Source organism: Rathayibacter sp. SW19, from assembly GCF_030866825.1.
GTDB lineage: Bacteria > Actinomycetota > Actinomycetes > Actinomycetales > Microbacteriaceae > Rathayibacter_A > Rathayibacter_A soli.
In genome coordinates, this window is record NZ_CP133020.1 from 3,722,176 (window position 1) to 3,748,663 (window position 26,488).

The following is a 26,488-nucleotide window of genomic DNA, read 5'->3' on the forward strand; positions in this document are numbered from 1 at the left end:
GGATTTGTCACATCCCTGAGCGCATTTCTCACAGATTGGTAACGGTGATCCGGCGGTGCTGAATGCCATTTGGCTCGCACCGGCTACGCAGGAATATCGAGGTGCTGATGACTGCAGTTATCGGAGAATTGGGCCATGCTACTGAGCGCGATCGACGTTCCTGCACTGGCTCTGCACTCCGATTGCCCCGCGTTCGACCCCGGGGGCACGATCTCGTCCAGGTAGCGCAAGAGCTGAATGGTGGCACTGTTCGACCCGTTGACTGTCTGCCCACCGATCCCGGTGAAATCTACGGCACGGATGGGTACCGTACAGTGCGCTGAGACGGAGCAGTTCAGACCTTCGCCGACGCAGGGCCGGCCGAGATCGCTGATGTCCAGACTGCCGAAATGGTTCAAGGTGAGCACCAGGATCTGCAAGAGCCGCGTATCGACCTCGCACTGAGCTGAATAACTGCCTGACGCCATGGCGCCGATCTCGTCGACGATCATCGCCGGCTGATAGTCGGTGAGCCTTCCGGCCTGATACGCCGCCATCAGGGTTTGGGCAAGCTGAAGAGCGGTACCACTGGCTGCGACCAGACCCGTCCTCGTGGTCGTGTATGCACTGAATTGTGCGGCTTTGGCCGCGGCCTCACGGGCTGCTTCTGCAGCCGCTTTCTGCGCCTGGAGGTCAGCTTCGCTCGTCGCCGTGACGGGGTCGCGGGAGATGACGGTGTCGCCCGTCGTTGCTGAAGCCTGAACCGTTTGAGACTGCGATTGCTTCATCCCATCGATGACCGAACTGCCGAACTGCGATTGATCGTGCGTTGTCGGGTTGAACGCATAGGCGGGTAGCGCGACCGTTGCAATCATTCCGGCCGCGACGGCCAGTACGGCAATATTGGCCACGGCGGCCTTCAATTTCCGACGAATCTTCGCTGCGCCGGACCACCGGATGCCGCGGCGCGAGCCCGCAGGCAACGCTCCGCGGCGCGAGCCGGCAGGCAACGCTCCGCGGCGCGCGCCCGCAGGCCGCGCACCACTACTACGTGGAGCAACGTGCTTGCTATGACTCGGCATTGAGGGAGCGTCTCGAGTTGGATCTCTGAATCGGCGACCCGCCCGCCGACGCTTCGAGACTACGGGAAGATAACGAAATTGTCACACCCCGTTGCGGCGCCATTCACGAAATTAGAACGGCTCTCAAGCCGACACGAAAATATGGCTCGCCACTTCGTGCGGCAGTTCCAACCCCTCTGCATAGCCGTCCATCTGCACGAGAACATAAGATGCCGCCGCAGAGAAGGTACCGGTCGAACCGGGAATCACGCCCGCCTGTCGCAGCTGACCGAGCAGCTCAGGGTCGAACTGCACCGGCTCGCCCAGCCGGCGAACGTCCGCAGAAACGGGCTCCGGCGCATCCGCCACAAGATCGACGAGATTCTTGACTCCGGCCAGGAAGACGGTCGACAGCGAGTGCCCGCCGTCGTCGAGGCTCGGAATCGGCGTTCCATAGGGCGATTCTGTTGGATGGCCCAAGATGTCGAGGATTTTGCGCTCGACCTGCTCGCTCATCACGTGCTCCCAGCGGCACGCCTCATCGTGCACATACTCCCACTCGAGACCGATCACATCGCTGAGGAGTCTCTCGGCGAGCCGATGTTTGCGCATCACGTGCACCGCGCGGCGGCGGCCTTCTGTGGTCAGCTGCAGGTGGCGGTCGTCTGAGACGACAACGAGACCGTCGCGCTCCATACGGCCGATCGTCTGCGACACCGTCGGGCCGGAATGGCCGATCCGCTCCGAAATGCGCGCTCGCAACGGAACGATGTTCTCTTCTTCCAGATCGAGAATCGTTCGCAGATACATTTCGGTGGTGTCAACGAGATCGGTCATCGCTGCCCCCTTTGGTCAAGCCAGCACGCATGTAAGCCCAGCCTAACGGGCGGAACGGACACAACTAGAATCGAGCCATGCCAGACATCGCGATCCCGCTTGAGTTGCTACCCGCCGACGGACGATTCGGTTGCGGCCCCTCTCGGGTTCGTGCAGAACAGGTCGCTGCATTGTCTGCAGCCGGGGCAACACTCCTCGGAACATCGCACCGCCAAGCGCCCGTCAAGTCGCTCGTCGGGCGCGTTCGCGACGGCATCAGTTCACTGTTTCGCGTTCCAGACGATTACGAGGTGGTGCTCGGCAACGGCGGTTCAACAGCGTTCTGGGATGCCGCCGCCTTCTCTCTGATCGAGCGCCGAAGCCAAAACCTCACGTTCGGCGAATTCAGTCAGAAGTTCGCGAAGGCGGCGAGTGCACCGTGGCTGCAGACGCCCGAGGTCATCAGCGCGCCTGTCGGTTCCCGCAGCACCGCCGTGGCGACACCAGGCATCGATGTGTATGCGTGGCCGCACAACGAGACCTCGACCGGCGTCATGGCACCGGTCGAGCGCGTTCACGGCGACGCCGGTGCGCTCACCGTGATCGATGCCACCAGCGCTGCGGGCGGAATCGATTTCGACGCATCCGAAGCGGATGTCTACTACTTCGCTCCGCAGAAGAACCTCGCGTCAGACGGCGGGCTGTGGCTTGCGCTGTTCTCGCCCGCCGCGATCGAACGAGTCGAGCGCATCGCAGCATCCGATCGCTACATTCCCGAGTTCCTCAGCCTGAATAACGCGATCACCAATTCACGTCTCAATCAGACCCTCAACACCCCCGCACTGTCCACACTGGTGTTGCTCGAGAATCAGGTGCACTGGATCAACGACAACGGCGGGCTGGGGTGGGCATCCGCTCGCACCGCGGAGTCGTCACGCGCCCTGTATGACTGGGCAGATTCAGTGGAGTATGCGACACCGTTCGTCGCGGACCCTGCTGACCGGTCGCAAGTCGTCGTGACGATCGACTTCGAGGGCATCGACGCGGCTGTGATCTCCAGCGTGCTGCGTGCCAACGGCATCGTCGACACCGAGCCATATCGCAAGCTGGGGCGCAATCAACTGCGGATCGGCACGTTCACGGCCGTCGACCCGTCGGACGTGCGCGCGTTGATCGCCTCAATCGAATACACGGTCGAGCACATCGGCTGATCCGGCCGAGCGCAAACGGAACACCCAACGGGACCGCCGATGAAACTCTGGTTGCGCGACAACGAGCGCAGGCCGGACCCCGCGCCCGTACAAACCGACGACCGCAAGGCCATCTTCGTCGGCCTGATGCTGTGGCTGGTCGCCCTGGCTTTATTGCTGGCTTTCGCCGGCGCCATTTTCTCCAGCGGCAGCGGTTGGCTGGTCTGGACGGCCGTTATCGGATGCGCCCTCGGAATTCTCGGGCTCGTCATCCTGCAGGTCAAGCGTCGCTAACTCAACACCGATGATGTCGGCTGCCTCGAACTCGTCGCCGTCGTCGTCAAGATCGGCGTCACCAAGGTCGGCCTCGTCAAGATCGGCGTCATCAAGATCGGCGTCACCAAGATCGTGCAAAGCGTCAATATCGACACCGTCGAGATCGCCCTCATCGACGTCGTCGTCTTCATCGTCGAGATCATCTTCGTCGTCGAGATCGTCCTCTTCGTCGAGGTCATCAACATCGTCGTCGGCCGCCGCGGCCTCGCTCGCCCGTGCGGCCTCCTGGGATGCTTGATACTCAGCCAGCCGCTCGGACCACGGGACCCAGTCCGGCGCAAGCAGCGCCGCATCGCCGGGCGTCAACTCCGCCTCGAGCACCGACGGTGCCCCGGCATCGCCGGTGCGTGCCATTGAGACCGTCCAATACCAGCCCGGGTAACCGGACATGGTGTTCTCGAACAACAGCGAAAGCACGTGATCGCCCCCGACGATGTGGCCAGCCGGCGCCCCGATCGTCGACGCAGGCGTGATCTCCAGCAGCGCCTCGCGCGCGAGTTCGACGGATGCCAACAGCACGTCGTCTGCAACGGCTGGAGCGGGCGGCTCGACGGGCGTCGGCTCTTCGACAAGCTCAGCGACCGGCGCTTCGACAAGCTCAGCGGGCGGCTCGGCGGCGGTTGGCTCTGCGACAACCGGCGCTTCGGCAAGCTCAGCGACCGGAGCGGCAGGGGTCGGCGCTTCAGGGGTCGGCGCTTCGGCAAGCTCAGCGACCGGAGCGTCGGCGACCGCCGGCCGAGTCTCTGGAATCGCGAATGGATCGAGTTCAGGCATCCAGATCGTCCGCAACCTTGCGCAAGACGGCTGCGATCTTGCGGCCGTGAGCGCTGTCAGGGTATTTGCCCCGCTTGAGGTTGGTGCCGATGCCATCGAGCAGTTTGACGAGGTCTTCGAGGATTATGGCCATATCGTCGGCAGACTTGCGGGTCATCTTCGACAGGCTCGGCGGAGCGTCTAACACGCGCACAGATAGTGCCTGAGCGCCGCGCTTGCCGTCGGCTATTCCGAACTCGAGGCGAGTGCCCGCTTTCACCACTGTGCCGGCAGGCAAAGCGGAGGCGTGCAGAAACACCTCCTGGCCGTCATCAGAGCTGATGAAGCCAAAACCTTTGTCGTCGTCGTAGAACTTGACCTTGCCGGATGGCATGGGAACCTCTTTCAGTGGGGGATCTCTTGATCAACCTCAATTATCCTTGATTTCGTGACCTCCGAGACCCCACAACCCGTTTCCCGTGCCCAGCGCACCCTCGCGTTCGTTATTGGCGGACTCGTGGTGATCTCGCTTTTCGCCATCTTCGCGATCATCATCGGCACCTGGCTCGGGGCGGGCCCGGCCCAAGGTTCCGGCGAGGGCATTTGGCCCACCGTGTTCTTCATCCCACTGATCGCGCTGCCGATGGCGTTCATCCTCATCATCATCCTTCTGACGGTGAGCATGGTCAGGCGAAACAAACAGAACCGCGAAGCCAGCAAGTGAAAACCCGAACAACATCGGCGCGGCGCATCGCCGGGCGTCCATGACCGGAACACTGGCTCTCGCGCTGCAACTCGGTCGGCTCGGAGACGACGAACTTCGAACGGTGCTCAGCACGCGCGCATTCCACCCTGCCCGGATCAACGACCTGTTCGATCTTGCGGAGGCGCTGCTCACGCCGGAGTCGATCCAGTCGGCCCTTGCCAGACTCGACCGGCCGACACTGGCGCTCGTCTTCGCGGCCGCTGCAGCCGCCGATGACGACGTGGCCGGCATCGCCGGCACGGCCGACGTGCGAGCGGATGCCGCCACCCCGGTCGCCGAGCTCACCTCCCGCCTGGCACGCTGGGGCGCCACACCGACCACCCTCGGGTCGCCGCAGATGATCCAAGTCGAGCTGGACCACCTTGCCCGCCTGCAACTCATCCGCCTGAGCGACCGGGGCGTCAGTGTGTACAGTGCGGTGCGTCAGCGGCTTGCTGCCTGGCCGTCCGAAGGGCTGCCGTCGGGCCGCGATCTGGCTGCAACGCCACCGCCGGGCGCGCGCACCGCAGGCGGGCGGACGACGGATCCAGGTCCCCAGCCGAACGACCGGCTCGCGGCCGAGCAGGGCTTCAGCGCCATCGGCGCCACCGCTGCGCTACTGACCGAGCTGTCTCAGGAACCGGCCCGGCTACTGCAAAAGGGCGGGATCGCGCATCCGGACACCCGTCGGCTCGCGGCCGCGACCGGCCTGCCAGACGACACCGTCGCGACGCTCCTCTGGTGTGCGGACAAAGCGCGGCTGACTGCGATCGACGGGGCGTCCCTGCTGGCGACACACGCGGCCTCTGAGTGGTTCGGGCTCGACACCAGAGCGCGCTGGGCGTCGCTGGCCAACGGGTGGCGCAACGCCATGCCCGACGATGTGCGCCGGGTGCTGACGGCTCGCCCGCACGAGGATTGGGCCGACGGCCTGGTCGCATTCGCTCACTGGTTGTTCCCAGCGGATCCGAAGCGGCTGGCGCGCCGACTCGAGACCTACGGCAGCGCGGCGGCGCTGCTCGGCATCAGCATCGGCACGACGCCGACCAGGGCCGGAATCCTGCTGCTGAATCAGGGCGCGGATGCCGCATCCGCCGTGATCGCAGAACACCTGCCTGCAGAGATCGATCGCGTCTACCTGCAACCGGACCTCACGATCATCGCGCCCGGCCCGTTGCAGCCCGCGATCGACACCCGGTTGCGCACGTTCGCGGACCTGGAGAGCCGCGCACTCGCATCCACTTTCCGCGTGTCGGCTGCCAGCATCACCCGGGCGATCGCCGCGGGCGAGGATGCGGCAGGGCTGCGAACGTTCCTGCAGGAGATCTCGCTCACGGGCATCCCGCAGCCGTTGGATTATCTGTTGACCGAGACGGCGGCGCGCTACGGCCTGATCCGGGTTGTCGCGGTGTGCCCCGATCGCCGGGTCGACCAGCCCCGATCCGTCAGCTTGCCGAAGGGCGGCCGCCTCGATGCGACGGATGCCGGCGGCTCACGAGCGCGCAGCCGCATTCACTCCGCGGACACCGGGCTTCTCGAACGACTGGAAATCGACCAGACGCTCGCCTCGCTCGGTCTCACCCGCAGCTCGGACCATCAGCTGGAAAGCAGATTCGAACGCGATGTCGTGTTCTGGGCGCTGTCGGACGCACGCTACCCGGTCGCAGCCGAGGACACTGACGGGACGATCATCGCTCTGCGCCGCCGGGCGATCGCGCCGCGCACTGGGCACCGCAGCGTCGACCCGCTGGGCGCTTTGCTCGCACGCCTGCGCGCATCCGGCTCCCCCGATGAGGAAGGCACCTTGCAAGCCTGGCTCGCTCGGCAGTTGGATGCCGCCGTGCATTCCCGGTCCACGCTGATCATCACCGTCGCCGCGCCGGGCGGTGGCGAGCGCGAATACACACTCGAGCCGACCGGCCTGGGCGGCGGGCGGGTGCGCGGCCGCGATCGCACCGTCGATGTCGAGCGCACGCTGCCGCTGTCAAGCATTCGCGGCATCCGCACGCCACCGGGTGCCGAGTAGGAGCGCTAGCGCTGGTCGAGTAAGGAGCGCTACCGCTGGTCGAGTAAGGAGCGCTACCGCTGGTCGAGTAAGGAGCGCAAGCGCTGGTCGAGTAAGGAGCGCAAGCGCTGGTCGAGTAAGGAGCGCAAGCGCTGGTCGAGTAAGGAGCGCCAGCGACTGTATCGAGACCCCCCGCAAGCCCACGCACGAAGGTCTCGATACGCGGGCTCGTTCCTCGCTCGCTACTCGACCAGCAGTCCCGCCGGTCGAGTAAGGAGCGCCAGCGACTGTATCGAGACCCCCCGCAAGCCCACGCACGAAGGTCTCGATACGCGGGCTCGTTCCTCGCTCGCTACTCGACCAGCAGTCCCGCCGGTCGAGTAAGGAGCGCTAGCGCTGGTCGAGTAAGGAGCGCTACCGACTGTATCGAGACCCCACCAGCCGTACAGGGGGCCTCGATACGCCTGCTCGCTGCGCTCGCGGGCTACTCGACCAGCAGTCCCGCCGGTCGAGTAAGGAGCGCCAGCGACTGTATCGAGACCCCCGCAAGCCCACGCACGAAGGTCTCGATACGCGGGCTCCTTCCTCGCTCGCTACTCGACCAGCAGTCCCGCAGGTCGAGTAAGGAGCGCCAGCGACTGTATCGAGACCCCCGCAAGCCCACGCACGAAGGTCTCGATACGCGGGCTCGTTCCTCGCTCGCTACTCGACCAGCGGGGACGCAACGTAGACTAGACAGTTATGTCTGACGGCCCCCTCATCGTCCAAAGCGACCGCACTGTGCTCCTCGAAGTCGCACACCCGCTGGCGGACGACGCTCGACACGACCTGAGCGTGTTCGCCGAACTGGAACGTGCGCCCGAGCACATCCACACGTACCGGATCACACGGCTCGGGTTGTGGAACGCGCGTGCTGCCGGACATCAGGCAGCCGACATGCTCGCGACGCTGGAGACGTACTCGAAGTTTCCGGTGCCGCAGACGGTCAGCGTCGACATCGTCGAAACCGTCGCACGATACGGTCGGTTGACGATCGAACGCGACGACGAGGGTGCGCTACTGCTGCGCAGCGATGATCTGGCCATCCTGACCGAAGTCGCCGGTGCGAAACGGATCTCCCCACTGTTGACCGGCCGCGTCGACGACACGACGTTCACGGTAGAGGCATGGGCACGCGGGCAACTCAAACAAGAGCTGGTGAAGCTCGGCTGGCCGGCTGAAGACCTCGCGGGCTACACACCGGGCACACCGCATCCGATCGCACTTGTCGAAGAGAACTGGCACCTTCGCGACTATCAGCACAAGGCGATCGACAACTTTTTCGGCGGTGGCTCTGGCGTCGTCGTGCTGCCGTGCGGCGCCGGCAAGACCCTGGTCGGCGCCGGTGCGATGGCCACGGCGCAGACCACGACGCTCGTCCTGGTGACCAACACGGTCTCGGCGCGCCAGTGGCGCGCCGAACTGCTCAAACGCACCACACTGACGGCCGAAGAGATCGGCGAGTACTCCGGGCAGGTCAAAGAGGTCAAGCCTGTGACGATCGCGACCTATCAGATCCTGACCGCGAAACGCAAAGGCCAATACGCACACTTGGCCCTGCTCGACGCGATGGACTGGGGGCTGGTGATTTACGACGAGGTGCACCTGCTGCCCGCGCCGGTGTTCAAACTCACCGCTGAGCTGCAGGCGCGTCGTCGATTGGGCCTGACGGCGACGCTGGTGCGCGAGGACGGACGAGAAGGCGACGTCTTCAGCCTGATCGGGCCGAAACGGTTCGACGCACCGTGGAAGGAGATCGAAGCACAGGGCTTCATCTCACCGGCCGCCTGCTATGAGGTGCGCATCGACTTGCCGCAATCCGATCGGCTCTCCTACGCTGCCGCTGCGGATGACGAACGATACCGTCTCGCTGCGACCGCACCGGCGAAACTGGATGTCGTGCGCCAGTTGGTCGCACGGCACGCCGGTGAGCGCATCCTCGTCATCGGTCAGTACCTCGACCAGATCGATGAGCTGGCCGAAGCGCTGGACGCCCCATCGTTGACCGGGGCGACCCCGGTGGATGAGCGCGAGCGCCTGTACCAGGAGTTCCGCGAGGGGCGCACCCTGGTGCTCGTGGTCTCGAAGGTCGCCAATTTCTCCGTCGATCTGCCGGAGGCGACCGTCGCCATCCAGGTGTCCGGATCGTTCGGCTCACGGCAGGAAGAGGCGCAACGACTCGGTCGGTTGCTGCGCCCGAAGGAATCCGGGCTGTCTGCGAACTTCTACACCCTCGTCGCGCGCGACACCGTCGACCAGGACTTTGCCCAGAATCGGCAACGATTCCTGGCCGAGCAAGGCTACAGCTACACGATTCTGGATGCCCACGCCCTCGCAGCCGCGTAGCTCGCGCACTCCCCCCCTCGCTCACTACCGCTGAGGTGCGGACTTTTGTCGCTTTCCAGGGCGGGAGAGCGACAAAAGTCCGCACCTCAGCGGGCTGGTGGGCGCGTGCGGCGGATCAGGCCCGCAGGTAGCGCAGCAGCAGGGTGTCGCCTGCGGCGAGGGCGTGGGCCAGGCGCATGTGCATGGGAGCGTCGGGCACGACGTCACCGGTAATTCCCGGGCCGGCGCCGCCCTCCAACAGCGGGCTTACGGTGAGGCACAGCTCGTCGAGCGTGCCGTCCGCCAACATTGTGCCGAAAAGTCGCGGTCCACCCTCGCAGTGCACCTGGGTGAGCCCGCGCTCCGCGAGTGCCCGCAGCATCCAGGCGGTGTCCACATCGTCTTCGCCGCAGACAAGCACATCGGCGACCTCGGCTAGTGCAGCTCGACGATCGGCTGGCGAAGCTGCGGTCGTCACAACGATCGGCCGCACAGGGGCGTCCGTAAAGATCCGGCTCTTCGGGTCCAGATTCAGGGATGCGGAGACGAGCGCGAACACCGGCTGGGGCGCCAGTCCGGCAGTCAGGCGTCGGGCTTCGGCAGCCGGAGCGACCCGCATCGGGCCGTAGCCCTCCGTGCGCACCGTTCCGGCACCGACGACGACAACGTGGCAGAGGGTGCGCAGCAGATCGAAAACGCGATGATCCGCGGCATCCGACAACCCCGCGGAGCGGCCCTCGTGCGTCGCTGCGCCATCGATGCTGGCCACGAAGTTGACGCGCGCCCAGTGCGTTGCCTCATTCGGCGCCGAATACCAGGCCACCAGGTCGTCATCGCTGGCTTCCTCGTACCGCAATGACGCCCCCGGCCCCGGCGTCGGCAACGGCCAGATGCGTGTGATTGCGGCGTCACTCATTGATGCCCACCGTGCCGATCTCCCCCGTGCCGATCTCCCCCGTGTTGATCTCCACCGTGTTGATCTCCCCCATGTTGTGTTTGAGGTACGCGGGCTGCCTGAAACCGAGGATCGCCTCCGTCATGCGTACGGCCGCAACCGACTCTGCCACATTGTGCATCCGCACGATCCGCGCCCCCTGCACGATGGCGAACACCGCAGCCGCGAGTGAGCCCTCCAGCCTGTCGTCGCGCCCAGCGTTCAGTGTTTCGCCGATGAAGTCCTTGTTCGACACCGCGGCGAGCGTCGGCAACCCGAGGGCGGCGATCTCCGAGAGTCGCCGTGTGAGTTCGAGCGACTGCAGCGTGTTCTTGTTGAGATCGTGTCCCGGATCAATCACGATGCGTGATTCGGGCACCCCAAGGCTGACGGCGTATTCGATTCGTTCACGCAGGAACGCCGCAATCTCTCCGGCCACATCGTCGTAGTGCGGGTGCGGGTAGAACGTGCGAGGCTTTGCGAGGCTGTGGGTGATCACCAGAGTCGCGTCGCTGTCGGCGACGACTCGCACGATCTCGGGGTCGTGCAACCCCGTCGTATCGTTGACGACGTTCGCCCCGGCCCGGATGCAGCGTCGCGCGACCTCCGCACGGAACGTGTCGACCGAAATCACCACGTCCGATCTCTCGCGCACGGCCGTAACGACCGGGAGCACCCGCTCGAGTTCCTCGCTGGCCGGCAGTTCGGGGCCGGGGGCGAACGGCGCTCCGCCGATGTCGACCCAGTCTGCGCCGGCAGCCGCAGCGTCCAGGCAGGAGCGCACCGCGGCATCCAATGCGAAGGTCGCACCGCGATCGTAAAACGAGTCCGGGGTGCGATTGACGACGGCCATCACGGCCACGTGCGTGTTGAAGTCGAAGGTGCGCTCACCGATGGTGCGGATCGGTGAGCGCAACGGCGGCAGATACACGGCCGGAGCAGGAGCGGGGTGAGACGCAGGCGACATATCACCCATCGTGCCGGAAAAGCGTGTTCAGTGCCTCACACCTCGGCGATCGGCACGCTCGCGTCGGCGAGGCGCGCCGCGTCGACGACACGCGCCGAGCGGATGAGCGATTGGATATCCTCACTCACGTCCCACACGTTCACATTCATCCCGGCGACGACCCGGCCATCAGCGGCCTGCCAGAACGCAATGAATTCGCGGGTTGCGGGGTCGCCACGATAGACGATCGTCGCATCCGAGGTCAGCGTCGGATAGCCGGCGTACTCCATTCCCAGGTCGTACTGGTCGGTGTAGAAGTACGGGATGTCGTCGAAGACGACGTCTTGGCCGAGCATGCTCTTGGCAGCGACCTTGCCTGCGTTGATCGCATTCGCCCAGTGTTCGTTGCGCATGTGCACCTTGACAACGGGGTGATACGCGTTCGCGACGTCGCCGGCTGCGAACACGTCCGCAGCGCTGGTGTGCAGCCGCTCATCCGTCTCGACGCCGCGGTTGATGGTCAGCCCGGCAGCCTGGGCGAGGTCGACGTTGGGTATGGCGCCGGCGCCGACCACGACGAGATCCGCAGGAAGCGTTTCGCCTTCGATCACGACTCCGGTGACGTGCCCGTCTTTCGCCTCGAACTCCTTGAGGCTCGCCGGAAGACGGAACTGAACACCGTTCTCGCGATGCATCTTCTCGAACACACCACCCAGCTCGTCGCCGAGAGCGACGCTGAGCGCCACGTTCTCCATGCCGATCACCGTGACATTGTTGCCATAGCCACGCGCAGCGGCCGCGATTTCAAGGCCGATCCAGCCAGAGCCGACAATCACCAGATTCTTGCCCCCGACGCTCAGTGCGTCGCGAAGCGCTTCGCTCTCTTCGACGGTGCGCAGATAGTAGATGCCTGTTGCCTCGTAGTTCGGCACATGCAGATGCCGCGACGATGCACCGGTGGCCAGCAGGAGCTTGTCATAGTGGAGCCGATCGCCCGAACCGAGAACGACCTCGTGGGCTGCGACGTCCAATGCGGTGGCCGGCGTGTTCAGCAGAAGTTCCACCTTGTTCTCGTCGTACCACTCGGCCGGCTTGACGAAGATCGTGTCGCGGGTTGCGTCGCCCTTGAAGTACTCCTTCGAAAGCGGCGGCCTGAGATACGGATGATGCGCCTCGGATGCCACGATACGCACCCTTCCATCGAAGCCCTCAGCCCGTAGCGTCTCCGCAGCCGTTGCTGCCGTCAGACCTCCCCCGACGATGACGAATTCTTGCTCGCTCATGCTGTTACTCCCTTGCCTGTGTCAAAACTGCCTGTGTCAAATCCGGTCGATGAAATCGATGGATGGTCTTCAGCGACGGCCGTCGCAGAAGAATTGCTCGCGCAGATCGGCGCGATCCTTCAGCACACCGGTGAACGCAGACGTGACCGTTCGCGCGCCCCGCGCCTGGATGCCTCGAATCGTCATGCAGGTGTGTTCTGCCTCCATGACGACGCCCACCCCGACCGGGTCGAGTTCCGACTCGATCCAGTTTGCGACCTGACGGGTGAGGCGTTCCTGCACCTGCAGGTCGTGGCTGAAGAAGTCGACGACGCGCGCCAGCTTGGACAGACCGATCAGCCGATCACCGGGGATGTACCCGACGTGCGCGATGCCCTGGAACGGCAGAAGGTGGTGTTCGCACAGTGAGTGGAAGGGAATGTCTCGCACGAGTACGAGTTCGTCGTAGCCCTCCGTGTTCGGAAACGTCGTTGGTGCGAACTCGTTCTGGGTCAGCTGTTCGATGAACGCGTCTGTGACGCGACGCGGCGTCTCGGCCAGGTGCTCCGATCTCGGATCGCGGCCGAGCGCCTTCAACAGTTCGGTCACTGCCGCTTGTGCTCGCACCCGGTCAACAATCCGCCCGCCCTCGGCAGCCTCCCCGGTGGTGTCGATAACCGGCCTGAGTCTGCTCGGCGTTGAAACCGCACGCTCCGCGCCGATGGTGTGCATCCGCAGATCCGTTGTGGCGTTGATCGTCATCGAGGCCCTCCCGTGGCTGATACCCAGTCTCTCATCGAACCATTCCCTTCCTTCAGGCGGCGGTGCCGTGGGACTGTGCGCGAGCCGCTGGACTCACCGAAAGTCTCCACAGGGCGAGCGCAGCGACCAGCAATCCGAAGTCACGGAGCGCGACGTCGAAATAGCCGGGCAGCACCAGCAGGTTGATGATGATCCCGGCGAGCCAGAGGGTTACCAAGAGCGATCCCCAGCGCGGCGCGAAGGCAACAGCCAGACCTGCGACGATCTCGATAATGCCGACGATGTACATGAACTGTTGCCCCGTCATTGGCGCGACGTCGGTGACGATGGGCGCGAGATAGTGCGGCCAGAAAGTCAGAATGTTGAAAAACTTGTCGATTCCGAACACGATCGGCGCGATGGTGAATACGGTGCGAAGCAGGAGGAAGGCCTGCCGGGCCGGGTCTGCATCGAGCAGTAGGTGCCAGCGATTTTCAGTCGCGTGCGGTGTGGTGGTGACCATGATCTGACCTTCCTGGGACAGTGTGAATGAGGTGTTGTTTCCAAAACTCAATAACTCGACTTTAGAAGCAAATCAATTCTTTTGTCAAGAATGGTTGTTTTAGAGTTATTCTGAAAGCATGCAGTCCTCAACAACAGATCGACTCTCGGCCATCGCGGCCGTCAGTGACCCTGTGCGGCGAGCGCTGTTCGAACTCGTCGGCAATCACGAACAGCCGATCAGCAGGGACGACGCGGCAGCCGCACTGGGGCTCGCCAGGAGCACGGCAGCGTTCCACCTCGACCGACTCGTCGAAGAAGGCTTGCTCACTGTCGAGTTCAAGCGGCTGACCGGGCGCACGGGCCCCGGCGCCGGGCGCCCGAGCAAGCTCTACAGCCGTGCCACAGACGAGATCTCCGTGTCGATTCCGGAACGCCACTACGAGCTCGCCGGCGAACTGCTCGCGTCTGCGATCGATGATGCCGACCGCACCGGCAGCCCGGTGCGCGAGAGTCTGGCCAGCGTCGCCGAGCAGACCGGCCGAGAACTGGGCGCCGCTGCGGCGTCGCTTGAGGGCGCGCTGCAGCAGTGCGGATACGAGCCGTACGAAGACGGCCGCGGCGGGATGCTGCTGGCGAATTGCCCGTTCCACAGACTCTCAACCAGCCATGCAGACGTGATTTGTCACGCGAACCTCGACCTATTGCGCGGCATGGCCGTTGGCGTCGGCGACGATACGCACGACGTCGTGTTCGCGCCCGGCGAGGGCCCGTGCTGCGTGCGCATCGCCGCGCGCGGCGTTCCGACAGAGGCGGCCGCACCCGGCGTTCCGACAAAGACAGCCGCACCCGGCGTTCCAGACGCTAGTCGCTGACGCGCTCCTCACCCGGTTTCAGCCCGCAGCGCCAGCACGGCTCACTGTGGCTTTCCAGAACCGCGCCGCACTCTGGGCACAAGAGCGCAAGCCAGCATGCCGGATCGCCGCCGAGTTCGGCATCCGAATCAACAGCGGTTCGCGCGCCCGGCGACCGGTCAGAATGCTCGTTGATGTCCATCAGTCCTCCTTGTGCCAGCTTAACTCTGACCCACCAGTGACTCACAGGATAGATTCAGCCGACGCGCAGATACTAGACTCCATGAACGCCGGACCCCGTATCTTGATCGTCGACGACGAGCCCAACATCCGCGACCTCCTGACCACCAGCCTCCGCTTCGCCGGCTTCGCCGTGCGTGCTGTCGGAAACGGCGCTCAGGCCATCTCCGCGGTCCTCGAAGAGGAGCCTGACCTGATCATCCTCGACGTCATGCTGCCTGACATGAACGGCTTCGGTGTGACAAAGCGCTTGCGCGGCGCCGGTTACACAGCGCCGATCCTGTTCCTGACGGCAAAGGACGACACGGAAGACAAGATCATGGGCCTGACGGTCGGCGGCGACGACTACGTCACGAAGCCGTTCAGCCTGGACGAAATCGTCGCCCGCATCAAGGCGATTCTTCGCCGCACCATGCAGGCAGACGACGACGCGGTCATCCGGGCCGGTGAATTGACGATGGACCAAGACACGCACGAGGTCTTCGTCGGTGACAATGGAGTGGAACTCAGCCCGACCGAATTCAAGCTGCTGCGGTATCTGATGTTGAACCCTAACCGCGTGCTGAGCAAGGCGCAGATTCTCGACCACGTCTGGGAGTACGACTTCAATGGCGACGCCGGCATCGTGGAGAGTTACATCTCCTACCTGCGTCGCAAGGTCGACGCGCACTCGAGCGAGCCGCTGATCCAGACCAAGCGCGGATTCGGCTACATGCTGAAGGCTGCCAAGGTTTAGGCACAGCTTGCGACCGTAGGCTCGAGCCCTATGCAGCACTCAGTCCTGGACAAATGGAACGCGATATCGCTGCGGACCAAGATCACCGGCGTCACGGTGCTCGTATTGACGTTCGGACTGCTGATTTCAGGGCTGGGCACCCTGGCCATGCTCAAGCCCGTTCTGCAACAGCAGCTTGACAACCAGCTCATTGCGGCGTCGCAGAACCCGAATCCATACATGCCGGGCAACAGCACTGGCGACGGCAAGGTCAGCGGCACGGCAGGCAGCGTCAGCTATTACGTCGCGCTGTATGACGGCAACGGCAATCTGATCGACCACAATTGGCGCAGCAAGCCGGCCGGCGACCTCCCTCGTGTTCCGAGCACGCTGACGCTGCAAGACGGGGTCGATTGCGCGGCGGAGGGCGTGACCACCAGGGAGAGCGTCGACGACCACTCCAGCTTCCGCAGCCTCTGCACGGTCGTCAGCTTCACCAACTCCAACCCGACTCCGGCGGGCACGGCGATTGTCGCGGCATCCACGGGGCAGAACGACGCGATCATCGCCAGCTATCTTTCGATTTCGCTGGGGATCGGCATCCTCGTGGTCGTCTTCGGCGCCGTCCTGACCGGGATGCTCGTCGGCAACACCTTCGCACCACTGCGACAGGTCGAGCTGACCGCAGCGGCGATCGCCGACGGCGACTTCAGCCAACGCCTCGGCGGCGCAACGCCGAACACCGAGGTCGGCAGGCTGAATCGCTCCCTGAACACGATGCTGAACCGCATCGACCGCGCATTCAAAGATCGAGCACGCACAATCGAGCAGATGCGCCGCTTCGTCGGTGACGCCAGCCATGAGCTGCGTACCCCACTCGTCTCTGTGCGCGGCTATGCCGAACTGTACAGAATGGGCGCTCTGCAGAAACCCGAAGATGTCGCTCAGGCGATGGAGCGCATCGAGAAGGAGGCGATCCGGATGGGCGGGTTGGTCGAAAACCTGCTTCAGCTCGCTCGTCTCGACGAGACGAGACCGCTGGAACTCATGCCGGTCGACCTGCTGCCGCTGGCGAAGGATGCAGCACTTGACGCGACGGCAGCCCATCCGGGACGCCCGGTCACGGTCACGACGACGTTGCCGCCGGTCTCCGTGCCGGAGCCGGGGCCATCCGCTCGACTGGAGCAGGGAAGCGCACAGGCCCACCCTCCCGCAACCACCACAGGGGCAAACGGCACGGGCCCCATTTCGTTCGCGGGCGCGACGTTGGCGAGACTGCGCGGTCGTAGACCTCGTCGCGTCGACCTCGGCACAGACACGGTGCCGCTCGCCCTGAACGAGATCCCAGAGCCGGTCACCATGCAGGCGATCGTTTTCGCGGAGGAGAATAAGCTCCGTCAGGTGCTCAACAACCTGATCGGAAACGCGGTGCGCTACACACCCGACGATTCGCCGATCGAGATCGGTGTCGTCGTGGATCCGGACACCCGGCGCGCCCGCCTCGACGTGATCGATCACGGCGACGGCATTCCCGAGCAGATTCGGGAAAAGATCTTCCAGCGGTTCTGGCGCGCAGACACGTCTCGCACGCGTGAGACGGGCGGAAGCGGCCTCGGGCTCGCGATCGTGTCGTCGATCGTTGCCGCGCACAACGGCACCGTCGATGTCGTGGAAACGCCAGGAGGAGGCGCCACCTTCCAGGTCTGGCTGCCGCTAGCCGGCTCGCCCAGTGCGCCGCAGAGCGGCGCGGTCCAGACGAGCACACGTCAAGCGGGCACCTCCCAAAATGGCACATCCCAGACCGGCACATTGCGGGACAACGCCGACCGCAGCTTGCCCTCCGCTCCCTGACCGGCGCCTGCCGCGACTCCTCCCCAACACGAACGGATGCGCCGCGGCGTGCACCGATCCTCCCTGACGCGTCTCGCGTGGCCTGCGCCGGAACTAGCGTCGAGCGCACAGGAGAAAATCAAGGAGGAGTCATGACCAGTTATCAGGTGGACAGCGAAGCGGTGATCATGACCACGGGAGCCGCGCGGGCTTGTATTGCGCGCCTGCAGAGCGAGGCCGCGGGGCTCACCGGGCATCTGACGGGCCTGCAGGCAAGCTGGACCGGGCAGGCGTCGATTGCCTTCCAATCCGCAGTCGGCGACTGGCGCAGCACCCAGTTGCGCGTGGAGGAAGTGCTCGCGGCGCTGGCCCACGCACTCGGCCAGGCCGGGCAGCAGTACGCAGAGATCGAGGCGGCGAACACTCGGCTGTTCGCTCGTTAACGACGCGATGGGCGCCTCCATAAGGAGACGCCCATCGCGTGGAATTCGAACGGCAGTGCCTAACAGCGGTGCTTAGAAGTCCATGCCACCGGTCGGGTCGCCGCCTGCAGGAGCGGCGTTGCGCTCCGGCTTGTCGGCAACGACGGCCTCTGTGGTGAGGAACAACGCCGCAATGGATGCCGCGTTCTGCAGGGCAGAACGGGTCACCTTGGCTGGGTCGATGATGCCCTGAGCGATCAGGTCACCATACTCGCCCGTCGCCGCATTCAGGCCGTGGCCTGCCGGCAGCTCCGCGACCTTGGCCGCGACAACGCCCGGCTCGAGGCCTGCGTTGAGTGCGATCTGCTTGAGCGGAGCCTCAATGGCCACGCGCACGATGTTCGCACCCGTTGCCTCGTCACCCGTGAGCTCGAGCTTGGCGAACGCAACCTTGCCTGCCTGAATAAGCGCAACGCCACCACCGGCGACGATGCCCTCTTCGACGGCGGCCTTCGCGTTGCGAACGGCGTCTTCGATGCGGTGCTTGCGCTCCTTGAGCTCCACCTCGGTGGCGGCACCGGCCTTGATGACCGCAACACCGCCGGCGAGCTTCGCCAGACGCTCCTGCAGCTTCTCACGGTCGTAGTCGCTGTCGGTGTTCTCGATCTCGTTGCGGATCTGCTGCACACGGCCGGCGATCTGCTCGGCGTCGCCGGCACCCTCGATGATCGTGGTCTCGTCCTTGGTGATGACGACCTTACGGGCGGAACCCAACAGGTCGAGCGTCACGTTCTCCAGCTTGAGGCCGACCTCTTCGCTGATGACCTGGCCACCGGTGAGGATTGCGATGTCCTGCAGCTGAGCCTTGCGGCGGTCACCGAACCCCGGCGCCTTGACGGCAACCGACTTGAAGATGCCGCGGATCTTGTTCACGACCAGCGTGGCCAGAGCCTCGCCGTCGACGTCTTCCGCGATGATCAGCAACTGCTTGCCGGACTGGATCACCTTGTCGACGATCGGCAGCAAGTCCTTGATGGCCGAAACCTTCGAGTTGACGATCAGGATGTACGGGTCCTCGAACACCGCTTCCTGGCGGTCGGGGTCCGTGACGAAGTACTGCGACAGGTAGCCCTTGTCGAAGCGCATGCCCTCGGTCAGCTCCAGCTCGGTGCCGAACGTGTTCGACTCCTCGACCGTGACGACGCCTTCCTTGCCCACCTTGTCGATGGCCTCGGCGATGATCGCGCCAATCTCCGGGTCAGCCGCCGAGATGGAGGCGGTCGCAGCGATCTGCTCCTTGGTCTCGACCTCCTTGGCGTTCGCGATCAGCTCGGCCGTGACGGCCGCAACAGCCTTCTCGATTCCGCGCTTGAGGCTGATCGGGTCTGCGCCGGCTGCGACGTTGCGCAGACCTTCGCGCACGAGCGCCTGAGCAAGCACCGTCGCCGTGGTGGTTCCGTCGCCGGCCACGTCATCGGTCTTCTTGGCGACCTCCTTGACGAGCTCTGCGCCGATCTTTTCGTACGGTTCGTCCAGCTCGATCTCCTTGGCGATGGAAACTCCATCGTTGGTGATCGTGGGGGCGCCCCACTTCTTTTCCAGCACGACGTTGCGGCCTCGTGGGCCAAGAGTGACCTTGACCGCGTCGGCGAGCGTGTTGAGTCCGCGCTCGAGGCCGCGGCGGGCTTCCTCGTCAAAAGCAATAATCTTTGCCATGGTTGTTTCTCGTCCCTCCCGGACGTTACGCGAAAGATTCAGATAGTTAGCACTCGACTAGATCGAGTGCTAGGTCGATTCTGGCACTCCTACTAGGAGAGTGCAAGTAGAGATGACAGCATCCTGTCGCCGCGCACGAAGAAGGCGCCGACCGCACCTCAGCGGACGACGCCTTCGACCGATTGTGTTACCGCGCGTTAGGCGGAGGCCAGCCGAACTGATTCGGCCTGCGGGCCTTTGTTGCCGCTGCCGACCTCGAAGACGACGTGCTGGCCTTCTTCGAGAACCTTGTACCCGCTCATGTCGATGGCGGAGTAGTGGACGAATACGTCTTGCCCTCCCCCGTCGACGGTAATGAAGCCGTAGCCCTTTTCAGCGTTGAACCACTTGACGGTTCCGTTCGCCATTGATTACTCCCATTGCTGTATTCCTCGACGCGTGCGGGGGCGCTACTCGCCGTTAGATCCAGATACTAATGGAGGACGCGGGCCTGTCTACAGGGTGTTCCCAGATTGAGACAAAGTGTTATCTAAGCTGCCAGCGGCTCACTGGCCGCGTGGCGTCGGGCCCGTGCCAGGGGCAAGCGCATAGGCAAGCGACTCGAAGACGTCATTGCTGGCGTTGCGATAGCCGCCGGTCGCATCAAATGCACTCGGAGCGTAGGTCGTCGAAACGGCGATGCTGAGTTTTTGTGAAGCGAGACCGCCAGCGGTCGCCCCGTGCCCGGAGAAGTTCATCGTCTGCGTGACCCACTGCCCCTCGTTCACGACTCCGAGCCCGTAGTTGTGCGCATCGGTGTTCTGATTGCACACCGCACACGCAGGGTCTTTGTGCCCGAATCCCGTCAGCAGCGGGTCGGTCTGCGCGTGATGCGATGCTTTGCTCAGGATCGTGCCGCGCGCAACGGCATTCATCGAGGTCGCCAGGTCGAAGATGGTCGTCGACTCGATCGCACCTGCCGGGACGGTCCACGACGGATCCCAGAAGGTGGACTCTTCGTAGAAGGGAGTTGCCGTCGGCACTCCCAGCGCCTCTCGGCGCTCCGAACTGTACGTGTGCATCACGGGGCTGGGCAGCGCAGCCGTCATGGCGCCTTGGGTGTGGTCGAGCCCCATGGGCTTCAGCACATACTTTTCCAGGCTGTCGTTCAGCGTCATACCGGTGACCTTGGCCAGCAGCTTGCCGACGATCAGGTAGTTCGTATGCGAATAGCCCCAGTTCGTCCCCGGGGTGAACTGCAGCGGCGGCGTCGCCCCGATCTCGATCAATTGATCGCTCGTCCAGCGGTAGAACGGATCGGTATTTCCCATATTCAGCACCTGATCGGAATACACGTAGTCGGTGTACCCCGATGTCATATTGAGCAGTTGCTTCACCGTGACCTTGTCCGCGTGAGGAATCGACGGCAGGAACTTCGACACGGTGTCGTCAAGGTTGAGTTTGTGCTGATCGACCATCACGAGGGCGAGCGTGGCCAGATAGGTGAACGCAAATGCACCGTTGCGGAAATACATGTCGGTCGTGGCAGCCTCCCCCGGAAGGGACTCGCCGAGCGCGCCGGAAAACACCGTCTTGCCGTCGCGGACGACCGCAACCTCGATTGACCGCAAGTGGTGCGTAGCCATCATCTCGGCCGCGACACGAGCGACCTTTGTCGCGTCAGCACTACCGTCGGACGTCGTGCCACCCGTCGCGTGAGCATCCGATGCAGCTGCCGATGGAGCAGGCGATTGCGACGAGCATCCGACCAGCGCTGCTGCGCTCAACAGCCCGACAGCCGCAACAGTGACGGCTCGAATACCTCTGCCCATGGCGCACTCCGCTCACGACGCTGCCGAGGCGAACCAAGGATAAGGCGACGGGCGGCTTCGATCGTTAGGCTAGCGAGCATCCACTGTCCGCCGCGCCCCCACTTACGGGGGTGCGGCTACGGTGCCGCAGTCTTATAGTCGCTGCCGATGACGACAGTGAGATCTGCGCCGGAGTCGACGTAGGCCTGTGTCAGTTCGGTTGTCGACCCGGGCAGCGATTGCGCCATTGCGAGCGCCGCGGCCTTGTTCGCGTCGCTGGAGTAGTAGACGATCGTGTGCGTGATCGTTGTTTCACTGGCGTTGGCCGTCGAAATGTTCTGCCAGCCGGCGGCTGTCAGGGTTGCAGCCACAGAGCCAGCCGCACCGTCAAGCGTCGTTCCGTTAAGCACTGTGACATGCAAGGCCGGGTTGACGGTTGGCACAATGGTCGGTGTCGGAGTCGGCGTGATCGTCGGCGTCGAGGTGCCGGAGGCAGCTCCGCCCTTGAAGTCGATCGTGCCGTTGATCACCGACAGGCCAATGACGCCGGCTCCGATCAGAATCACGCAGGCGAGAGCTGACCAGCCGACCCAGATCCAGCCGCGCCCCTTGCCGCGGGGCGCACGGTGCGCGCCCACCCGCTGCAGGTCATCAGGGATGACGTCAAAGCGGTCCTTCGGATATTTGTGTGCCATGTCTTTTCGTGTTCGGAGTCAGTCGGTGTAAAGCGTTCGCGTGGCTCGCGCCGTCACGCGCGCGTCGCGCGTGCGCTGCAGCCGCTTGATCAGCATAGGGTCATGAACCAGAGCGGCCGGCGCATCGATCAGAGCGCCCAGCACTTGATAGTATCGGGCTGACGATAAGCCGAATTCATCCCGGATCGCCTGTTCCTTTGCCCCGGCATGGCGCCACCAACGCCGTTCGAACTCGAGAATGGCAGTGTCGCGATCGGACAGCCCGTCTGCAGACGACTCATCTCTGTGACGGCGAGACGACGCGGCGGGGTCGCTCTCGCGCGCTCCATCCATGCTCGTCTCGCTTTCCGCCCGTCGTACCGTTTACAGCCGGTTGTTCGCGTGACATCCTATTCCGAAGGCCCTGTGCATCAGCCGAGGCGCGGCGGCCAACGATTGCACTTGCAGGCCGATCAGACTGCCTGACATGCACGCACCGAGATGTGGCACCGACATGTGGCACCGACATCTGGCGCCGACATCTGGAATGCTGATGGGGCGTGCGCTGTTTAGTCTTGTAGTGCGGGAGTGTGTGCCGCACCGGTGTGAAAGGACCGTTCGAATGACGTATGCCGTGACCAAGAGCGAAGACCAGTGGCGTGAAGAACTGGGCCCCGAAAAGTACGCGGTGCTGCGGCAGGCAGCGACGGAGCGCCCGTGGACCGGCGAACTGCTGGATGAGCATCGCGCAGGCGTGTTCACCTGCGCGGCGTGCGGAGCAGAGCTCTTCAAGAGCGGAACCAAGTTCGATTCGGCGTGCGGCTGGCCGAGTTTCTACGAGTCCGTGCGGCCGGAAGCTGTTCAGCTGCTCGACGACGACAGCCTGGGAATGCATCGCACGGAGGTGCGCTGTGCCGCCTGCGGTTCACATCTGGGCCATGTTTTCGACGACGGATTCGGCACGCCGACCGGGGATCGTTACTGCATGAACTCGCTGTCTCTGGGTTTCGCTGCAGCGGATACCGAGCAGGCCACGACGCAGTCGTGAGCGATCTGAGAGCGCGGGTCGCCGCCCGCCGCTCGCACTCTCACGTGACAGATGAGTCTCCGACGCATGCGGAACTCCTCGAGCTTGTCACCGCAGCCGGCCGGGTAGCGGACCACAGCGCATTGCGCCCGTGGCGGATCATCGAGTTGCGCGGTGCGGCACGAGGCCGTCTCGGTGCGGCGTTGGTTGAAGCGGCCGGCGCCACGGGGACATCCGCAGAAAAGCTCGCCGCGAAACCGCTGCGGGCGCCGCTACTGCTCGCGATCGTTGTGGCGCGACGCCCGAGCGACAAGGTGGCCGGGTGGGAACAGGATGCAGTCGCATCCGGTGTTGCACATCTGCTCAGCCTGTTGTTGCACGACGCCGGCTGGGGCGTGATGTGGCGCACCGGAGAATTCGTCCGCACGAAACCGGTGCATACGATGCACGGCCTCCGAAAGAATGAGCGCCTGCTCGGTTGGCTCTATGTCGGTGGACTGCCTGCGGGCACCCGAGACGGCACACGCAAACCGATCGACGCAGAGCAGTTTCTCACAGTTTTGAACTGATCCTGATGAGCCTGCGCTCGGCGTCGACAGCGTTGTTGCCGGTGCTCAGACTGTCAGTCGAATTTGTGCAGCCAGTGGATCGGAAGCCCGAACGACAGTGCGACACACAGGATGCCGGCTATGAACGTCTCGGCTTGGAACGCCGTGAGAGTTGCAGCCAAATACATCAAGAACAGTCCGCCCAAAAAGAACACGAACGACACAATCAGGGCAATTACATTCATCACGGCCTCCCACACTCAGCGTAGCGTGCTGCAGAACTCGATCCCCAAACATCGACCGCTGAAGGCGGTGTAGGGCGAGCGCCCTCGTGTCCCCCAAAAGGCCGCTACACATCACGTGATGGATGCGCAAGGCTGGGAAAAACGGAAGGGCTGTCGGGTGTCTCAACGCCGTGCTGTAGAGGACTCAACGGGGTCCGCGCGCGTTCTGGTTCTGCGACCGACTCCACGTCTGCTGCGCCAGGGCGCCGTCACGATGATCGCCCTCACGTCGCCGGTCTTCGCGGTGCTCTATTGGTTGACGATTCCGGACAGCGGCTGGCCGATCGTACTCGCGGCGCATCTGCTCGTTGCCGCTCTCTGCGCGCTCGTCGGGTGGGGTTACGCTGCCGCGGCGATCTGGGTGTCTGCAGACGGGCTACGAGAGCGGGGCTTTTTCGGCCGCTCGAGCAGCTACCCGGTCGGACAGATTGGCAGCATCCTGTTACTCGAGACATACCGCGACAGCGCGCTCGACAGTCAGCCGCAACTTTTTGTCTGCACGAACGACGGCCGCGCTCTGCTCCGGATGCGCGGCGCTTTCTGGCAGCGCACCGACATGGACGCAGTCATCGAGACTCTCGACGTGCCGGTACACGTCGTCGACGGCACCTTCACTATGTCGGAGCTGCGACGCACGCGCCCCGAACTGCTCTACTGGTTCGAGCGGTTTCCCTGGCTGCGCCCGCACTCTGCGGGCGCGTAGCTCAGACGACTGCGTCAGTCGAAATGCCGAGCAGCCCGCCGTCCGTGCCACCGGATGGCAACGGCTTGAACCCGAGAGCGGCATAAAAGCCGCGCGCGGAGAGGTTTCGTGGGGACACACCGAGATGCACGCCGCGAACACCGCGCTCCCGCAGCTCTGCCAGCAGCCCTCTGATGAGGATGCGTCCGAATCCCTGACCCTGCAGCTCGGGAAGAAGGTCGATATGCAGGTGCGCGGGGTATGCATCCAACTCAGGAATCAGCATCCGCTCGGGTTCGTAGCCAACCTCGACGAACTGATCGGATGCGGTCACCGGCGGCGTTGCGCGCGTGTAGCGCTGCGCGAATCCAGGCAGCCACTCTGCCCGATAGCGTTCGACGAAGGCTCGCGTGTCCGCGGTCGCGACCAGGTAACCCGCAACGTGATCGCCTGTGTCCACGAGATATGCGAGGTCGGGCTCGAAGTCAACGTACGGCAGCACATAGATGTCTGGCAACAGTGTGTCAGAGACGTACAGGCCGGTGGCGTCGCCGCCGACATCGCCGGTGCGCACGCAAATACCTGCGACAGCGGCACGGTCGGTGGGAAGGTAGCTGCGAATCAGGGCCATCGTTCTATCCTGGCACTGCAATGTTGTGACCCGTGCGCTGCCGGCCGCCGCGCGACACCGAGCCCTGTGTGCAAGGCCGCCCGTGTCGATCGCGCCGCCGGTGAATCGTCATTGTCAGCCTCGAACCGGTTGCATCCGAGGTGACTCGGGGCACAATCGGCATTCGCTTCGCCACCGACGACATAGAAGGGGCGCATTCCGCACTGGTGGAACGCGGTGTTGAAACGGACGAGATTCTTCGCTGGCCGGGCGTTCCGGCGATGTTCGGCTTCCGCGACCCGGACGGCAATGCCTTCTCCATTACGGCGACCGCATGAACGTCATGCGGCGATCTGCACAGCTGACGGTTTCCGGCTGGCGACGTGCCGACATCCCGGCGAGCCAACATCCACAGTTTCTGGTGCGCGAAGTGCTGTCGACATCGCGCGTAACGACCCTTTGAGCACCGGAAATCAGGGCGGATGCCCGCAGGGCTGAGGCATACTGACGGGGTGGCACCGACCGACATCTCGACCGAGCTGGCAGCGTCCGTCGATCTCCTTCTGGAACGCTGGCATCTGGAACCGGATGGCGCCGCGTTTGCCACAGCGACGAGCGTTCTGGCACCCGCCCGACGCGACGGTGCACCTGTGATGGTGAAGATCGCGACGCACGTCGAGGAGTCGCGCGGCAACGCTGTGATGCTCTGGTGGAACGGTCACGGCAGTGCTCGCGTGCTCGAACACGACGCTGACTCGGTGCTGCTCGAGCGCGCGATCGGCTCACGTTCACTGGTCGCGATGGCGGAGGCGGCATCCGCTGGCGTCGCCGCGAACGTGAGCGATTGCGCAGCCGACGACGAAGCGACGCGCATCCTGTGTGAGACCGGGATGCGATTGCATGCCACCGCAGGCATACACCGGCTCGCCTCAGTGCCGGTGCCCGAGCTGCCCACGCTGCCGGAGTGGTTCGCCGAGCTCTTCACGCATGCAGCAGAGGTCGGCGGATTCCACGGGCGAGCCGCGGTCATCGCGGGCGAACTGCTCAAGGACCAACACGAGGTCACGGTGCTGCACGGCGATCTGCATCACGGCAACGTGCTCGACTTCGGTGCTGCAAGCCACCCGGAAAGTGACGGCTGGGCAGCCATCGACCCGAAAGGACTCATCGGCGACCGTGCTTTCGACTTCGCGAATATCCTGTGCAACCCCAGTGCGGATGCCGCGTTGCGGCCCGGGCGGCTCGCCCGCGCCGTCGACGTGGTGGCGCACACTACGGGAATCGACCGGCTGCGGCTACTCCGCTGGGCGATCGCCTGGTGCGCGCTATCGTCGGCGTGGGATGCGCGCAGCGGGCAGGTTGCGGCACCCGCACTGTCGGTCGGGCTCGACGCGGAGCGACTGTTGGATGCTGCATGAGCTTGCCCGGCCCCGCCGCAGCCCGGTCCCTGAGCCTGCCCGATC

General features: G+C 64.3%; 30 protein-coding genes and 1 pseudogene. 14 read left to right on the forward strand and 17 right to left on the reverse strand.

What is annotated here, in order from left to right; all coding sequences use genetic code 11:
* Positions 1 to 83: 83 nt before the first annotated feature.
* Positions 84 to 890, reverse strand: coding sequence for a hypothetical protein (locus tag QU604_RS17390; protein ID WP_308465870.1), 807 nt, complete (start codon positions 888 to 890; stop codon positions 84 to 86).
* A gap of 294 nt (positions 891 to 1,184) precedes the next feature.
* Positions 1,185 to 1,877 carry an iron-dependent transcriptional repressor DtxR gene (locus QU604_RS17395; RefSeq protein ID WP_308465871.1) on the reverse strand — a complete coding sequence of 231 codons (693 nt, stop codon included), beginning with the start codon at positions 1,875 to 1,877 and terminating at the stop codon, positions 1,185 to 1,187.
* Between the two features lie 77 nt (positions 1,878 to 1,954).
* Here QU604_RS17395 and serC point away from each other — a divergent pair, with 77 nt between their 5' ends.
* Entirely contained in the window at positions 1,955 to 3,067 is a 1,113-nt protein-coding gene (gene serC / locus QU604_RS17400) for a phosphoserine transaminase (RefSeq protein ID WP_308465872.1), read from the forward strand.
* Positions 3,068 to 3,193: 126 nt separating this feature from the next.
* Positions 3,194 to 3,340, forward strand: a complete 147-nt coding sequence (locus tag QU604_RS17405; protein ID WP_308468960.1) for a hypothetical protein — start codon at positions 3,194 to 3,196, stop codon at positions 3,338 to 3,340.
* A 273-nt stretch (positions 3,341 to 3,613) separates the two neighbouring features.
* On the opposite strand, the pseudogene QU604_RS17410 reads toward QU604_RS17405, so the two are convergent.
* A pseudogene (locus tag QU604_RS17410) lies at positions 3,614 to 4,252 on the reverse strand (DUF3027 domain-containing protein); the annotation flags it as partial.
* The gene (locus QU604_RS17415) at positions 4,149 to 4,529 is read right to left on the reverse strand and encodes a cold-shock protein (protein ID WP_308465873.1); all 381 of its coding nucleotides are present in this window, start codon (positions 4,527 to 4,529) and stop codon (positions 4,149 to 4,151) included. The pseudogene QU604_RS17410 and the gene QU604_RS17415, both read right to left, overlap by 104 nt.
* 54 nt (positions 4,530 to 4,583) lie before the next feature.
* Between QU604_RS17415 and QU604_RS17420 the strand changes: the two genes are divergently transcribed.
* The 3 genes from QU604_RS17420 to QU604_RS17430 all read left to right on the forward strand — a co-directional run bounded on the left by QU604_RS17420 (position 4,584) and on the right by QU604_RS17430 (position 9,270).
* Entirely contained in the window at positions 4,584 to 4,859 is a 276-nt protein-coding gene (locus QU604_RS17420; RefSeq protein WP_308465874.1) for a hypothetical protein, read from the forward strand.
* A 40-nt stretch (positions 4,860 to 4,899) separates the two neighbouring features.
* Positions 4,900 to 6,906 (forward strand): helicase-associated domain-containing protein, encoded by a 2,007-nt coding sequence (locus QU604_RS17425; RefSeq protein WP_308465875.1) that lies wholly within the window; start codon positions 4,900 to 4,902, stop codon positions 6,904 to 6,906.
* A gap of 720 nt (positions 6,907 to 7,626) precedes the next feature.
* Positions 7,627 to 9,270 carry a DNA repair helicase XPB gene (locus tag QU604_RS17430; protein WP_308465876.1) on the forward strand — a complete coding sequence of 548 codons (1,644 nt, stop codon included), beginning with the start codon at positions 7,627 to 7,629 and terminating at the stop codon, positions 9,268 to 9,270.
* Positions 9,271 to 9,385: 115 nt separating this feature from the next.
* Here the strand turns inward: QU604_RS17430 and QU604_RS17435 are convergent, their stop codons facing one another.
* The 5 genes from QU604_RS17435 to QU604_RS17455 form a co-directional block, all read right to left on the reverse strand.
* Positions 9,386 to 10,165: a pyrimidine reductase family protein gene (locus tag QU604_RS17435; protein ID WP_308465877.1), complete on the reverse strand. Its 780-nt coding sequence runs from the start codon at positions 10,163 to 10,165 to the stop codon at positions 9,386 to 9,388.
* Complete coding sequence (gene folP / locus QU604_RS17440) at positions 10,158 to 11,150, reverse strand: dihydropteroate synthase (RefSeq protein ID WP_308465878.1); 993 nt, start codon at positions 11,148 to 11,150, stop codon at positions 10,158 to 10,160. The genes QU604_RS17435 and folP overlap by 8 nt, the downstream gene beginning before the upstream one ends.
* A 35-nt stretch (positions 11,151 to 11,185) precedes the next feature.
* On the reverse strand, positions 11,186 to 12,412 hold the full coding sequence (locus tag QU604_RS17445) for an NAD(P)/FAD-dependent oxidoreductase (protein ID WP_308465879.1): 1,227 nt from the start codon (positions 12,410 to 12,412) through the stop codon (positions 11,186 to 11,188).
* A 69-nt stretch (positions 12,413 to 12,481) separates the two neighbouring features.
* Positions 12,482 to 13,153 (reverse strand): GTP cyclohydrolase I FolE, encoded by a 672-nt coding sequence (gene folE / locus QU604_RS17450; RefSeq protein WP_308465880.1) that lies wholly within the window; start codon positions 13,151 to 13,153, stop codon positions 12,482 to 12,484.
* Positions 13,154 to 13,205: 52 nt separating this feature from the next.
* Positions 13,206 to 13,655: a DoxX family membrane protein gene (locus tag QU604_RS17455; protein WP_308465881.1), complete on the reverse strand. Its 450-nt coding sequence runs from the start codon at positions 13,653 to 13,655 to the stop codon at positions 13,206 to 13,208.
* Positions 13,656 to 13,773: 118 nt separating this feature from the next.
* Between QU604_RS17455 and QU604_RS17460 the strand changes: the two genes are divergently transcribed.
* Entirely contained in the window at positions 13,774 to 14,508 is a 735-nt protein-coding gene (locus tag QU604_RS17460; protein ID WP_308465882.1) for a helix-turn-helix transcriptional regulator, read from the forward strand.
* Here the strand turns inward: QU604_RS17460 and QU604_RS17465 are convergent.
* Positions 14,498 to 14,689 carry a hypothetical protein gene (locus QU604_RS17465; RefSeq protein ID WP_308465883.1) on the reverse strand — a complete coding sequence of 64 codons (192 nt, stop codon included), beginning with the start codon at positions 14,687 to 14,689 and terminating at the stop codon, positions 14,498 to 14,500. The two genes, QU604_RS17460 and QU604_RS17465, sit on opposite strands and share 11 nt — an antisense overlap.
* Positions 14,690 to 14,770: 81 nt before the next feature.
* Between QU604_RS17465 and QU604_RS17470 the strand changes: the two genes are divergently transcribed.
* The 3 genes from QU604_RS17470 to QU604_RS17480 all read left to right on the forward strand — a co-directional run bounded on the left by QU604_RS17470 (position 14,771) and on the right by QU604_RS17480 (position 17,715).
* Positions 14,771 to 15,463 carry a response regulator transcription factor gene (locus tag QU604_RS17470; protein WP_308465884.1) on the forward strand — a complete coding sequence of 231 codons (693 nt, stop codon included), beginning with the start codon at positions 14,771 to 14,773 and terminating at the stop codon, positions 15,461 to 15,463.
* A 30-nt stretch (positions 15,464 to 15,493) separates the two neighbouring features.
* Positions 15,494 to 17,293: a sensor histidine kinase gene (locus tag QU604_RS17475; RefSeq protein ID WP_308465885.1), complete on the forward strand. Its 1,800-nt coding sequence runs from the start codon at positions 15,494 to 15,496 to the stop codon at positions 17,291 to 17,293.
* A 131-nt stretch (positions 17,294 to 17,424) separates the two neighbouring features.
* Complete coding sequence (locus QU604_RS17480; protein ID WP_308465886.1) at positions 17,425 to 17,715, forward strand: WXG100 family type VII secretion target; 291 nt, start codon at positions 17,425 to 17,427, stop codon at positions 17,713 to 17,715.
* A gap of 72 nt (positions 17,716 to 17,787) precedes the next feature.
* On the opposite strand, the gene groL is transcribed toward QU604_RS17480, so the two are convergent.
* The 5 genes from groL to QU604_RS17505 all read right to left on the reverse strand — a co-directional run bounded on the left by groL (position 17,788) and on the right by QU604_RS17505 (position 22,228).
* Positions 17,788 to 19,410 (reverse strand): chaperonin GroEL, encoded by a 1,623-nt coding sequence (groL, locus tag QU604_RS17485; RefSeq protein ID WP_308465887.1) that lies wholly within the window; start codon positions 19,408 to 19,410, stop codon positions 17,788 to 17,790.
* A gap of 197 nt (positions 19,411 to 19,607) precedes the next feature.
* The gene (locus QU604_RS17490; protein ID WP_308465888.1) at positions 19,608 to 19,817 is read right to left on the reverse strand and encodes a cold-shock protein; all 210 of its coding nucleotides are present in this window, start codon (positions 19,815 to 19,817) and stop codon (positions 19,608 to 19,610) included.
* A 138-nt stretch (positions 19,818 to 19,955) separates the two neighbouring features.
* A complete protein-coding gene (locus QU604_RS17495) occupies positions 19,956 to 21,221 on the reverse strand; it encodes a serine hydrolase domain-containing protein (RefSeq protein WP_308465889.1) in 1,266 nt (421 codons plus the stop codon).
* Between the two features lie 116 nt (positions 21,222 to 21,337).
* Positions 21,338 to 21,895 carry a LytR C-terminal domain-containing protein gene (locus QU604_RS17500; protein ID WP_308465890.1) on the reverse strand — a complete coding sequence of 186 codons (558 nt, stop codon included), beginning with the start codon at positions 21,893 to 21,895 and terminating at the stop codon, positions 21,338 to 21,340.
* Positions 21,896 to 21,913: 18 nt separating this feature from the next.
* Positions 21,914 to 22,228: a DUF3263 domain-containing protein gene (locus QU604_RS17505; RefSeq protein ID WP_308465891.1), complete on the reverse strand. Its 315-nt coding sequence runs from the start codon at positions 22,226 to 22,228 to the stop codon at positions 21,914 to 21,916.
* A 268-nt stretch (positions 22,229 to 22,496) separates the two neighbouring features.
* Here QU604_RS17505 and msrB point away from each other — a divergent pair, with 268 nt between their 5' ends.
* Together msrB and QU604_RS17515 are read left to right on the forward strand one after the other, a co-directional pair.
* The gene (gene msrB / locus QU604_RS17510; protein ID WP_308465892.1) at positions 22,497 to 22,922 is read left to right on the forward strand and encodes a peptide-methionine (R)-S-oxide reductase MsrB; all 426 of its coding nucleotides are present in this window, start codon (positions 22,497 to 22,499) and stop codon (positions 22,920 to 22,922) included.
* On the forward strand, positions 22,919 to 23,470 hold the full coding sequence (locus tag QU604_RS17515) for a nitroreductase family protein (protein ID WP_308465893.1): 552 nt from the start codon (positions 22,919 to 22,921) through the stop codon (positions 23,468 to 23,470). Before msrB ends, QU604_RS17515 begins: the two co-directional genes overlap by 4 nt.
* 53 nt (positions 23,471 to 23,523) lie before the next feature.
* Here QU604_RS17515 and QU604_RS17520 read toward each other — a convergent pair whose 3' ends face one another.
* Positions 23,524 to 23,694 (reverse strand): hypothetical protein, encoded by a 171-nt coding sequence (locus tag QU604_RS17520; protein WP_308465894.1) that lies wholly within the window; start codon positions 23,692 to 23,694, stop codon positions 23,524 to 23,526.
* Between the two features lie 157 nt (positions 23,695 to 23,851).
* On the opposite strand from QU604_RS17520, the gene QU604_RS17525 reads away from it, so the two are divergent.
* Entirely contained in the window at positions 23,852 to 24,436 is a 585-nt protein-coding gene (locus QU604_RS17525) for a hypothetical protein (protein WP_308465895.1), read from the forward strand.
* A gap of 1 nt (position 24,437) precedes the next feature.
* Here QU604_RS17525 and QU604_RS17530 read toward each other — a convergent pair whose 3' ends face one another.
* The gene (locus tag QU604_RS17530) at positions 24,438 to 25,046 is read right to left on the reverse strand and encodes a GNAT family N-acetyltransferase (protein ID WP_308465896.1); all 609 of its coding nucleotides are present in this window, start codon (positions 25,044 to 25,046) and stop codon (positions 24,438 to 24,440) included.
* 140 nt (positions 25,047 to 25,186) lie between these two features.
* Here QU604_RS17530 and QU604_RS17535 point away from each other — a divergent pair, with 140 nt between their 5' ends.
* Positions 25,187 to 25,363: a VOC family protein gene (locus QU604_RS17535; RefSeq protein WP_308465897.1), complete on the forward strand. Its 177-nt coding sequence runs from the start codon at positions 25,187 to 25,189 to the stop codon at positions 25,361 to 25,363.
* Between the two features lie 174 nt (positions 25,364 to 25,537).
* Positions 25,538 to 26,443 (forward strand): aminoglycoside phosphotransferase family protein, encoded by a 906-nt coding sequence (locus QU604_RS17540; RefSeq protein ID WP_308465898.1) that lies wholly within the window; start codon positions 25,538 to 25,540, stop codon positions 26,441 to 26,443.
* Positions 26,444 to 26,488: the final 45 nt, after the last annotated feature.

Coding starts and splice junctions, on each gene's coding strand:
- QU604_RS17475 (WP_308465885.1), top strand. CDS start 15,494: ATGCAGCACTCAGTCCTGGACAAATGGAACGCGATATCGCTGCGGACC.
- folE (WP_308465880.1), bottom strand. CDS start 13,153: ATGACGATCAACGCCACAACGGATCTGCGGATGCACACCATCGGCGCG.
- folP (WP_308465878.1), bottom strand. CDS start 11,150: ATGTCGCCTGCGTCTCACCCCGCTCCTGCTCCGGCCGTGTATCTGCCG.
- QU604_RS17445 (WP_308465879.1), bottom strand. CDS start 12,412: ATGAGCGAGCAAGAATTCGTCATCGTCGGGGGAGGTCTGACGGCAGCA.
- QU604_RS17465 (WP_308465883.1), bottom strand. CDS start 14,689: ATGGACATCAACGAGCATTCTGACCGGTCGCCGGGCGCGCGAACCGCT.
- QU604_RS17405 (WP_308468960.1), top strand. CDS start 3,194: ATGCTGTGGCTGGTCGCCCTGGCTTTATTGCTGGCTTTCGCCGGCGCC.
- QU604_RS17490 (WP_308465888.1), bottom strand. CDS start 19,817: ATGGCGAACGGAACCGTCAAGTGGTTCAACGCTGAAAAGGGCTACGGC.
- QU604_RS17395 (WP_308465871.1), bottom strand. CDS start 1,877: ATGACCGATCTCGTTGACACCACCGAAATGTATCTGCGAACGATTCTC.
- QU604_RS17415 (WP_308465873.1), bottom strand. CDS start 4,529: ATGCCATCCGGCAAGGTCAAGTTCTACGACGACGACAAAGGTTTTGGC.
- groL (WP_308465887.1), bottom strand. CDS start 19,410: ATGGCAAAGATTATTGCTTTTGACGAGGAAGCCCGCCGCGGCCTCGAG.
- QU604_RS17430 (WP_308465876.1), top strand. CDS start 7,627: ATGTCTGACGGCCCCCTCATCGTCCAAAGCGACCGCACTGTGCTCCTC.
- QU604_RS17480 (WP_308465886.1), top strand. CDS start 17,425: ATGACCAGTTATCAGGTGGACAGCGAAGCGGTGATCATGACCACGGGA.
- serC (WP_308465872.1), top strand. CDS start 1,955: ATGCCAGACATCGCGATCCCGCTTGAGTTGCTACCCGCCGACGGACGA.
- QU604_RS17520 (WP_308465894.1), bottom strand. CDS start 23,694: ATGAATGTAATTGCCCTGATTGTGTCGTTCGTGTTCTTTTTGGGCGGA.
- QU604_RS17505 (WP_308465891.1), bottom strand. CDS start 22,228: ATGGATGGAGCGCGCGAGAGCGACCCCGCCGCGTCGTCTCGCCGTCAC.
- QU604_RS17495 (WP_308465889.1), bottom strand. CDS start 21,221: ATGGGCAGAGGTATTCGAGCCGTCACTGTTGCGGCTGTCGGGCTGTTG.
- QU604_RS17435 (WP_308465877.1), bottom strand. CDS start 10,165: ATGAGTGACGCCGCAATCACACGCATCTGGCCGTTGCCGACGCCGGGG.
- QU604_RS17460 (WP_308465882.1), top strand. CDS start 13,774: ATGCAGTCCTCAACAACAGATCGACTCTCGGCCATCGCGGCCGTCAGT.
- QU604_RS17425 (WP_308465875.1), top strand. CDS start 4,900: ATGACCGGAACACTGGCTCTCGCGCTGCAACTCGGTCGGCTCGGAGAC.
- QU604_RS17455 (WP_308465881.1), bottom strand. CDS start 13,655: ATGGTCACCACCACACCGCACGCGACTGAAAATCGCTGGCACCTACTG.
- msrB (WP_308465892.1), top strand. CDS start 22,497: ATGACGTATGCCGTGACCAAGAGCGAAGACCAGTGGCGTGAAGAACTG.
- QU604_RS17500 (WP_308465890.1), bottom strand. CDS start 21,895: ATGGCACACAAATATCCGAAGGACCGCTTTGACGTCATCCCTGATGAC.
- QU604_RS17470 (WP_308465884.1), top strand. CDS start 14,771: ATGAACGCCGGACCCCGTATCTTGATCGTCGACGACGAGCCCAACATC.
- QU604_RS17530 (WP_308465896.1), bottom strand. CDS start 25,046: ATGGCCCTGATTCGCAGCTACCTTCCCACCGACCGTGCCGCTGTCGCA.